Source organism: Mycobacterium sp. AZCC_0083, assembly GCF_014202335.1.
In the GTDB taxonomy this organism is placed as follows: Bacteria; Actinomycetota; Actinomycetes; order Mycobacteriales; family Mycobacteriaceae; genus Mycobacterium.
This window is the reverse complement of the sequence record NZ_JACHGP010000016.1, coordinates 180,604-191,155: the sequence shown is the minus strand read 5'-3', so window position 1 is coordinate 191,155 and position 10,552 is coordinate 180,604. Positions and strand designations below refer to the sequence as shown.

Sequence of the window (10,552 nt, the reverse complement as noted above, 5' to 3'; positions counted from 1 at the left end):
GCCACCACCGGCACCCGCCAACCGATACACTGACCGCTGCTCACAGGTGGGGAATTCCGATAAGCACACCTGGGGATCTTCGATGAGCGCCGTCAACCGACGAGAACACATCCGAACACGTGAAGTTGAAAGCGATCACCGAAGCACTCGACCGCGCTGGGATCAACGCCAAAACCTCTGTGGAGGTCGAGGTTTCAGCCAAACACGCGACGACGCCGAACGTCAGCGAGACGGCCGCAGAGCGTCGGGAACCGGCCAGTCTGACGAGTTCGACCGGGACGCGCCACACTGGCTGGTCGGTGCCGGTCAGCCGGTTATACCGGCCAGCCGATGACGTTGACCGACGTCAACGACGTGGTTGCCGACATGCGAGCGCACGTCGCAGAGCAGCGCCGACCAGGCCGCAGCCCGCGAGGCTGGTCGCGCTGTCATCCGGCAGTCGCAACGGGCACTGCCACGCGGACGCGGCTAACCCGGCAGGTCTGACACCTGCCGGGAAACAATGATCGTTGCAGATCAGCGCGTTGATCTGGTTGCGCTCAACGATGAGCCAACGATTAACGTCAGAATTTGCGGATCTGACCTGGCCTTATGTCGGTAACGCGATGCCGCGAGCGGTCAGCCACGCGTCCCAATCAGCAACGGCTCGGTTCGCCAGGTCGAGCGCATCGTGCTCCGCGCCGCCCACGTTGATAGTCCAGTGATTGGCCGCGAAGTGAAACGGCAAAGTCATCGGGAAGCGCGCACCTTGGGTTTGGCCCGTCACTTCGGCTGGCCCACCGGGCGTGTAAGGCGGATGAGTGAGAACTAGGTGTTTCGTCCCGTTGGCTATGTCGGCGCAAGCGGCCAACGCTGACGAAACTTGTTGTGGCTGTGTACTACTGCGAAAAAGATGACGCACGTCGTCGCGAACGGCTTGCGTCAGGGTCGACGCATTTTGGATCCAGTCCCGCAGGTGGAACGCATCCAAGCAAAAATGAAACAGAATGTCGCGCGCGGCGTCGGGCTGGTGGACGGTCTCGTCGTAATTGTTCTGATCGGCCACGCGATGCAACTTCGCGTGCGACCGTTTTAGTCGCCGATACTGGCCTTCCCACGATTCTCCGAGCACAGCGCCAAGCTAACACCTGTGCCCGACGATCAAGACATTTTCGATTCCTGCGCAATGGTTTCCGTTCGCAGCGTCGACAGGGCATCATCCACGGCGATATCCCGGCGGGACACCTGCTGTTAGAGGATCGGGCTGGCCTGGGAGTTGTTGTAGCCCTTCGTAATTCAGATCCCACCGAACGACCCTAGGCTGCGCGCCTACCGGTCGGCGGAGCCGCGAGCCTCGGCGGTCGGCTGCCGGACGACAATGATTCCATCATCACCAGGCAGTGACTTCGAAGTAATTGGAAATAGCGGGGAGCAGCTTCAGCACCACAAGCTCCTTGTCTTTACGCTGAGCCTCTCGGCCACAAAGTCGGCGTAGGCCGCACCATCGTTTTCGTCGCAGACCGCAAGGGCTGGCCGGAGGGTGGTTAGTTCATCGGGTTTCGTCATACGCCGAGTATGCGCACCACGTGTGACGCATCAGCTAGCTGGATAGCCAAGTGCCGCCTGCGCCACCGAGCGCGGCGGTCGCAACCTGCGACGCCGCTCCGCCTAGCCACCCCGCGGCCTGCCTGAATCGGTTCCGCTCCTCGTCGGGACGTTCTTCGTCATCGGCCGCAGCTGATAGTGCCGCGATTAATCGATCCAATTGGGCCTCGGGAGTCGGCCACTGGCCAGCGCCCCGCAGAGCAGCGCTGGTCGGTGGCCCGACCGCGTGGCGGCCTACCGACCCCAGCGCAACGTCTGCGTGAATGGCTGCTGGCGTCTGGATCGTCGCGACCCCCGCTGGTATTGCACCGAGCTCGACGACCATGCCGAGGCCTGCGGCCCAGGAGACCCGAGAACAAGCATTCATTGATCTGGTTACTCTGAACACAGACCTGCCCAGGACCACGAAGAGGCCATCAAGATGACGATTCGGCCAATCAGACGAAGGCCGTTAGAACGGTCATGGAACGCGGGGCACCCACGTTCTAGTTGCGTTAGCCTTGCATCACGGCGTGCCTTCGTCGCGCCCAACGTGGTGTTCGTTGCGCGCGGACGGGGTGGATCTGAGTGAGCATCGAAAAGACTCAGGCAGGATCGGAGGAAACTTTGCCTCGCCAAGGGGGGCCGAAGCCGGCTCGAACGGCTGAGGCGCAGGACAGCATGTACAAGGTCGCCTTTGACGAGTCCGTGCGCGCGCTTGAGGATCAGACAGACGAACTCTCCAATATCAGACAGCGGCTCGTTGGGTATTTGGCGTTCGTCGGCTCTGCCACTGCTTTCTTAGTCGGGTCGAGCATAAATCCGCAGGTCAGCGCTGGCGGCCACCGAAGCGCTTGGTTCTACGGACTGGCGACAACCGGTACGTCGCTGATGGTGCTCTCGGTTGGGCTGGCGATCTGTTTGCTTTGGCCCCGACTGACCAAACTATCCACGACGGCGAGTGCCAAGGTAATCATCGACAGCAACATCGACCGCAAGCTTTCGCCTGTTCAAAACGTCGGCGAGCTGTACCGTGACCTTGCGCTCTATAACGACGACGCGGTAGACGCGAATGATCCGGTAATGGGTCGCGCCCGCAGGTTCTACTTCGGAGCAGTGGTTGTCGGCGCTCTTCAGTTGTGCGCCTGGGTGGCGTTGGTTTGGCTCTGGGCGTGAATGGTTGCGCTGGCAATCGACTGAAATGCTTTCGACGATGGGGTGGGATTGAGCGACGACCAGGCTTTTAACCCGTTCAAGCGTGAAAAGCCCACTCCGAAGCCCGAAGCTCCGCCGCCAAAAGAAGATGAAGCGCCGTACCGGCCGAGGCGGGAGAACGATCCCACGCGGAAGCGTGAACGCGGCTCCAATTCACCGGTTGCGACTGTGCCGGTTGCGAGTGATTTGAAGGCGTCCTTGCTTGCCGCCGTTGGCGCCGCTGATCTGGCGCTCGCGACCGTCAACGAGATCGTCGCCGCCCTGCGTGAGCGGGCCGAAGAAGCTCGTATGGACGCAGGGGCCCGCGTCGAGGAAGGGCGCACGCGCCTGTCCAAGCTGGGCGAAGAACTGCCCACCCAGGTCGACGAGATCCGTGGCCGCCTGAACAGCGACGAGCTGCGCAAGGCCGCCGAGGGCTACGCCGAGGCAGCCACCACGACCTACAACAAGCTCGTCGAGCGTGGTGAGGAGGCGCTCGCGCGCCTTCGCAGCCAGCCCGCGCTCGAAGAGGCCGCGAACCGGGTCGAGAGCGTGACCGATCAGGCCGTCGAACTGACGCAGGATGCCCTGGGCACCGTGGCCAGCCAGACCCGCGCCGTCGGCGAGCGCGCCGCCAAGCTCGTCGGCGTCGAACTGCCGAAGAAGGCCGAGAAGGGTGCCGCCCCCGTGAAGAAGGCGGCCGCCAAGGCCCCCGTCAAGAAGGCCCCCGCGAAGAAGGCTGCCGCGAAGAAGGCGACGACCCACCGTAAGTGAGCTCGGCTGTCCGATCGTCGAGCTAGCCCACAGCGCGGCGCCAACAGACGCATAATCAAGTCGCGAGTCCACTGAGAGGCGCCCGACAGTTCCGGGATTTCGCATTCCGAGCGATAGTGGCCGCCGATGGCTACGGTGTCCGAGTGAGCGGGAAGCAAATCAAGCTGTTCCTCATCGACGGGACACCCGGCGGATTGAGAACGGCCGAGATCACGAACTGGACCGGGCCAACGACGAGGTATCCGACCCGAAGAATCCCCTACCCACTGATCTTGGATTCGTCTGGCACACCGCAGCTCTCAACGAGGTATGCGGCGGTAATACCCGCGGGGCGGTTCTGAAGTGACTCGCGATTTCGACCGGTCCTGTTAGTGCTCATTCGCCAGCACGAAAGCCTCGTGGAAGAGCTCAGCGTGCAGCTGCAGTTCAAGGAACCAATAACGAGCAGCGGCGCGATCATGACGCTTCCGGCCGCGACCGCGGATGTCACGGACTGGGTAGCGGACCGACGTAAGTTCTTGTCCATTCAATTCGATGACTGGATACAGGTTATCGGCGACTTGCGTGACAGCGTCGCGGAGAGCGGGCCGAAGCTAAAGAGCCTCGTCACGCCACTCACATCACGGATCGATTCGCTGCTGCTAAGTCTGTTTTCACGGACGACTCGGAGCGATGGCTCGATCTCCTACGGCATCGACGCGACTGTTCGCGTCGAGGTGTTCCAGCGACTCGAGCAACTCGCGAACGAATTGGTAACCGAGGCAGCGATTATCGCTGCTTGGCGTGACTTAGTGAAGGCGGCTGAGCAGCCCGCGCGAACGAGTGAGCAGATCTCGTTTCGGCGTGACACGCTGTATGCCATCGCGCAGGGACGGAACCTCGATGTCGCCGGTAGCTTCGGGACATTCGAGGGCCTGCGGTCCGTCCTTGAAGACGTAGCGGATGCGGTCCAAGAAGAGTTAGACCGCGAGGTCGGCGTTGAGCACGAACGCATATTTCCTCCGAGTTGGGAGCCAACCGGCTTACCGACGTGGAGACGAATTCAACTGTGCGAGCACGTGTTGACTCGACCGGCATACCTCGGTGATTGCATCGCCTGGCTACGACTAGCCCCGACCTCATTGCCGCGACATGAAGCAACGCACGGGCAAGTGACGTTCTACAACGCTTCGATCCTCAGCGCCTTCATTCGCGATTCCACTCGTGTGGAGGAGTTCTTCCGCGTCGTACCAACGGAAGTCCTCACACCAGTTCCACCTGAGCGACGGCCAATCCTCAGCGAGGGTGAGGTCGAATGGGAGGACGACTGGAACATGGCGTATGCCCGAGTCGTGCTGCCGGGCATCGAAGTTCACACGGCCGAGGCGAAAGCCATCACGTTGGTGGAGTCCATCAAGGCGGTAAACCATTGCGCCAAGGACGCGTGGAAGCTACTGAGAGGCTCCCTGCTGTACATCGACGGCGAGCGTCGCTCGCTGATGTCCTGGGGCCCGAAGGAATACAGTCCGGAACCGTACTATTCACAGAACGATTGGATGGCCCGCGACATCAATCGGATGTCTCGCGCTAACCAACTTCTGGACGCTGGATCGATGCACGATCTCCAGGATGCGATCTGCATGACCACTGCCCTCAAGGCCGCTTCCGATGAGAGTCCTCAGGCGGTCGTCATGGCGGCCGTGCGGGCAATTGAGCATGTCAACGCCTGGACGACTGACGGCGCCAGGAACTGGGCCGGCTTCGCTACCGACTATTTGAAGAAAGCCCAGGCTCGGGTCCGAGTCGTCGAACTCATCAGCCATTGCACCAGGACTGCAGTCAACCATGTACCAGATCGGCGCCCCGGCGCTCGAACCCAAACAGAGCTGTTCACACTCAAGTCTAGCCTGACGCGAACGGCGGGCGCGAATGAGTACTTCGCGGTGCGCGAGGCTGCCGACCACATCGGGACGCTGCGACGCCTCTATGCGGATCATTGGCTTTCGCGGGAGTTGGGTGAAGTCGAACACGCGTTGGCGACGCCCGAGGGGATGCTCGCCCAACTCGATGAGAAGAGCAGACGTTTCGACCGACATCTCGCCCGACTGAAGCGTCTGCGCAACTCAGCCATTCACGGCGGCCCAGTCTCTGAGACCGCGTGCCAATCGGTCAAGATATTCGCCTTCAACCTCGGCCATCAGTGCCTCAACGAGGCGATGCGGGCGCTATTGTCGGGCACTGAGATCCCATCTCACATGGATGGCTACCGAGCCGACCACGTCGACAGATTCGAGCGAGTCAAAGCGACTGGCGACATCGATGCCTTGTTCGTCGAATCGACCGTCGATGACGACAGGGATGATTGAGCCCGACCGCCACGGTGAGCGGGACTGATTACCGACGAACCGGCAGCCGGGACGACCCTAGGGTCGACTCATGCGCGACCTCGGCACGATCGTTGCTGGGTTGCGATTGATCACGGCGGTGCGGTCTCCGATCCGTTCGCTGGCCGGGAACCGCTCCATTCGCCCAGCCGATGAGCTACTCGACGAACGCCTTGACCGATCTCGAGAACCTAACTCCGTTCGGGTTCGGGGCTGTACTCCTAATAACCGCTGCTATCCATGGGGTCAGGGTTCCCGTTCGCGCGCCAACCGGAGTGGTTCGCCCATAACACTCGACTCCGTCAAGCCGACTTTCGCGACACACCGCCACGCCGATCCAAGACGTTCCCTGTATCGATCCTCACTTCTAGCTGTCGAACCCAGGAACGCGTCTCGCGGTATGTCAGATACGTCACTACACCGACATCTCGAGGATTCCGCGATGGGTTCCGACCGCACATCGGCCATCGGGCGTGATGTCCAGCGACAGAATTTCCTCGTCAATGGTGATCGAATTCGAGCTGGTGCCGTCGAGCTCCCAGACGCGGATGATGCGGTCGCCCCCGGCACTGACCAGCACGGGTCTTTCGTCGATGACGGCCGTGGTGAGGCATGTCAGGTGCGGGTGGGCCCTCGAGACTGTCCACAGCCGCCGGCTCCTTCCGTGCCAAAAGCCGCGGCTCTGTCCATCCCAATCCGTTGTGTCCCAACATTCCAACGTCCCGTCGACTGTCCCGGCGACCAGAATTCCGGGACTGAAGGCAATAGCACTGATGGGCATGTCGCTGCACGCCTGCAGTTCGGTTGGCAGTGGGACTTCGCCCAGCGACCACAGGTACAGTCTCGGCGCTCGCCCTGCAGCCGCGACGACGGTCGAGCTGCCGATCTCTGCCGCTGCCACGCACGTCAAGGCTTTACTGTCATAGGTATCCAAGACCAAGGGGTCTAGGTACTCACCCGGGCGTCTTTGCAGCGGTTGACCGGTCACCGCGTCCAGCAGGGTGCATCCATACCATCCGGTGGGCGAGCCGGGACTGGGCACCCGGGTAGGGACGATGATCACCGGGCCGTCGTCGACTCGCGCCGTGGCTAGCGCCTGCGTCGAACAGGGTGTCAGCTGCCGTGACCAGAGCTCATTCTGCGAAGTGTCGTCGAAGGCCGCGAGCAGCCCGTCGTGGGTGACGTGCACCAAGGCCGCATGGCCCGTGGGGAGCACAACACTACAGAGCGCCATGATTGCGCCGCTCCCAATCTGTCGACTATTGACGAGCACCCCCGACTCAGCGTGAAAGGTCGTCACCTCACCGCTGGCCGACCCAGCGTGCAGCACACCCGCGCCGTGGCAGACTGACTTGAATTCCGTTGCACCCCAGCTGGTCTGCACGCTTTCTTCACGGACCGGTGGCGTAATCCGCGACGTGCGCCACAGGCGGATGGTGCGATCACAACCGGCCAGGAACTCTTCGCCGTTGATCAGAAACGGTCCGCACCACACCTGCGGATCCATCTCGACCGAAGCACCCGCAACGAACCGCCCATCGGCACCGTTCGGGAGCCGTAGAGGCACGACGTCGTATTTGCGACAGAGGACTCCGCCGCCGCCGCCGAGCGCAAAGTAGGTGCCCTCCATAGTCGCGTCTTCCGTATCGGCCTCAAGCGATATGACAGGGTCATCGCCGTCCTGAAAAACAAGCACCTCGGTGCCGGATGCGTAGTAGGCCAGCATGCGCATGGCCTCGTCGGTGACGACGATGTCCACGCCGACGATATTGGGGTCGCCGTCAGCTCTTCGATAGGCCGCCATCGGGGCAAGTGAAGGCAACCTCCAAGCCGCCACCGTCGGAAGCCCATCGGGTTGATCGGAGTCACACCACGCAGCCCCACAGCTGATGAGCACCGGTCCACTCTTGGACTCGAGGACCTTGATTTGGTAGACGGCAGCGTGCGCGTCGTTCCGCTCGCGCAAAAGGACCTGGTCGGGAATCGACCAGACTTTGATTCGGCCATCGTCATCGCTCGTAACGAGCAATGGCCGATCCCGTGCGGCGGCAAGGCTTTTGACTGGACCCTCATGTGCCGACCACTCTGCTACGGGGTGCAGATCGGGGAGGGTGTGAATGGTCGTCAGTCCCGTCGCGTAGCCGACAGCAATGGCGGGTAGTTCATCCCACTGACACACGGCTATACAACTGACGTACTGATCGAAGTCTTTCTGCGCGACGGGAGTCGATCGATTCAGTTTCCAGTGCTCGATGCCGTGCGCAGTCGCGACCACGACTGCGGGCCCGTCAGTAGCCGCGACGGCGATCATCGCCAGTGCCCGGTCTTGGGGTTTACCGACGGTGCGGCCCGGATCGCGCAATTGCGCCCAGGACGCCCATTTCGAGCACCAACGGCGGTTGTTACGGGAGTGCAGCTCGCGAAGCCGCTCCGCCATTGCCGTCGCGCCGACCTGCAGCGCCGCAATGTGCAGCGCTTCGGGTTCCTGCGCTTGCCGAGCAGCCGCACGTTCGAAGGCATGAGCGGCTAGGCGTGCTTGTTCGGTGCCGGCCAGGGAAACGACGTCCAGTACTGACGTCGTGTCGGCCGCTTCCAGGAACCCTGGGTCGGTGAGCAGATCGTCGACGAGACCGCCCAGCGCGGCGTGGGTGGCGAGATGGCTGGTGAGGTACGGATGCGCCGACGACCAGTCCCGGCCTGCCTCGATGGTGGACGGCACGCTGGCCAGCAACGTTTCGACGATGATGCGCTGGTCGGCTGGTTCGTCGCGTTCGTCGCGCAGATGATCGGCCAACGACCGGTGGAAGAGCCGATAGACAGATCGCCCGGACGCGTTGCCTTCGACAACATAGGAGCCAGCAGCGCGCCGCAGCCACATCAAGTCCTCGGTCGTCACCCGCGCTCCGGGGGTGAGTCGCTGGGCAAGCGTAGGCCAGATGTCCTCCCAAGGAAGGCCCGGGCCAAGTGCGTAGCACAGCGGAAGCAGCAGTCGGCGGGCACGGGCGACGTCCTCCCCAAGGCGTTCTTCGAGGTCCCGTTCAATTGCGTCGGCCGCCCGGTTGGGTAGCGACTCGCGCCACGTACGGTCGTTTGGATCGGCAACCTCGGCGCGGGTTGATTCGGTGGTCGCGATGATTCGCGCGATCAGAAACGACGTATCGGCAGCGTCGGCAATAGCCGCGGCCACGCCCCGGACTTGTCGCTTCGGCGCGTCGCGATAGGCGCCGGAGGGTTTGTAGGTCGAGTCCAACGCATCCTCGCTGAGCAGTATCCGCTCCACGTGGTTGCGGATGCCCTTCGGATCGGCGTACTCCACGCCATCGAGGTTCACTTCTGCAGGCGGGCCGAGTTTTTCGTGTCGCAGTAACTTCGCGGTGAGCAGCGCCGGGCGCGTGCCGAGAAGAAATCGCACCTTGCCACGCGTGCCGGCAGCCAGCGGCTGCAGCAGGTCAGTTACCAGGTCGTGGGAGTCGCGCGCCTCGTCGAGTGAGTCGATCAGGACGATCATCGGGGCCACGTCCTCTTCGAGGATGTCGGCGGCCAAGTCAGCCGACGACTCCGCGTTCGAGTCGAAGCGTTGAGCCAGCTGATTGAGCACCTCTTTGGGTGTCGACGTGCCGACGTCGAGCACGTAGGAGATCAGTCCTTTACCAACGGGGAACGCCCTTGGCAGGCCGTTGCGCGGGACAGAGGGGGCGCGCTCCGGGTCATCGAGCATCGCGGTGATGGCAAGCAGCGCAGTCTTTCCCGAGCCGGCGTTGCCTGCGACAGTTAGACACTGGGGTTGGCCGTCGTCAAGCAGCCAGCCGGAGATTGCCTCCAGCGCTGCACGCCGCCCGGTAAACCAGTGGGCCGCTGGGGCGAAGCGCGCGTCGACGTCATCGCCTCGAACTTCGGCGGCCACCAGGCGCTCTTGGCTGAGAAGGTCGGAGCCCTGCAAACTTTGGCGGAATCGCGGATTCGGCAGGAAATCTGGGCAACCGCCCTTCGTACCCACCCGATGCCCAATCACGGATTGGGCGAGAGGTCGCTGCACGTCATCATCGATCGCCTTCATGACGGCATCGAGGGCCAACCACTCGACTGTCGAGCCCGCCACGGAATCCGCCTGCATTGCGCGTTGCAAACACCCGGTAAATACGCCTGGAAGTGCTGTTTCCGTGGGACGTGACGAGACGATGACGTAAACGCCGGTACCCCCAGTGTCATTGGGTGGTTTGTATCGGTTCACTGCGTCGGCTACTACGTTCTGGGCGCCCGTGCCGGCGTAACAGGTATCGAGGATGAACAGTAATCTGCGGATCCTCGTCCCAGCGAGAAGCATTTCGATGACGTCAGAGGACTTGACCACCCTGATGTGAAGGTCGGTCGTGTCACTGTCCTTGGTCAGCAGGACATGGACACGATCCTCATCCCAAGAACGGACTTGGCCGTGCCCCGTGAGGTAGACGACGACGATGTCGTCTTTCGTCCGCTCCAGGGCAAACTTGCGCAGCCGATGCAATAACGTCTGCGCCGTCGGACTGCGGCCTGTCGTGGTGATCTTGACGTGTTGGTATGGCTCTTGATTCTCGCGCGTCGTGTGACAGAACAACTCGACCATCCGAGCGATGTCGTCGGCCAATTCCGGTCGATCCAAGTCCCGGTGGCGCGAGATC

The 10,552-nt window shown here is 62.4% G+C and carries 5 protein-coding genes; 3 read left to right on the top strand and 2 right to left on the bottom strand.

All coding sequences use genetic code 11. The annotated features are described in order from the left end of the window. Window positions 1-589 precede the first annotated feature (589 nt). Window positions 590-1,045, bottom strand: coding sequence for a hypothetical protein (locus HNP02_RS32815; RefSeq protein ID WP_184444820.1), 456 nt, complete (start codon window positions 1,043-1,045; stop codon window positions 590-592). A 1,106-nt stretch (window positions 1,046-2,151) separates the two neighbouring features. Here HNP02_RS32815 and HNP02_RS32810 point away from each other — a divergent pair. The 3 genes from HNP02_RS32810 to HNP02_RS32800 all read left to right on the top strand — a co-directional run bounded on the left by HNP02_RS32810 (window position 2,152) and on the right by HNP02_RS32800 (window position 5,876). Then, on the top strand, window positions 2,152-2,739 hold the full coding sequence (locus HNP02_RS32810) for a hypothetical protein (protein WP_184444819.1): 588 nt from the start codon (window positions 2,152-2,154) through the stop codon (window positions 2,737-2,739). Between the two features lie 207 nt (window positions 2,740-2,946). Continuing rightward, the gene (locus HNP02_RS32805) at window positions 2,947-3,531 is read left to right on the top strand and encodes a heparin-binding hemagglutinin (RefSeq protein ID WP_184444845.1); all 585 of its coding nucleotides are present in this window, start codon (window positions 2,947-2,949) and stop codon (window positions 3,529-3,531) included. A gap of 398 nt (window positions 3,532-3,929) precedes the next feature. After that, on the top strand, window positions 3,930-5,876 hold the full coding sequence (locus HNP02_RS32800) for a hypothetical protein (protein ID WP_184444818.1): 1,947 nt from the start codon (window positions 3,930-3,932) through the stop codon (window positions 5,874-5,876). Window positions 5,877-6,309: 433 nt separating this feature from the next. Here the strand turns inward: HNP02_RS32800 and HNP02_RS32795 are convergent, their stop codons facing one another. After that, entirely contained in the window at window positions 6,310-10,518 is a 4,209-nt protein-coding gene (locus HNP02_RS32795; protein WP_221318299.1) for a caspase family protein, read from the bottom strand. Between the last annotated feature and the right edge of the window lie 34 nt (window positions 10,519-10,552).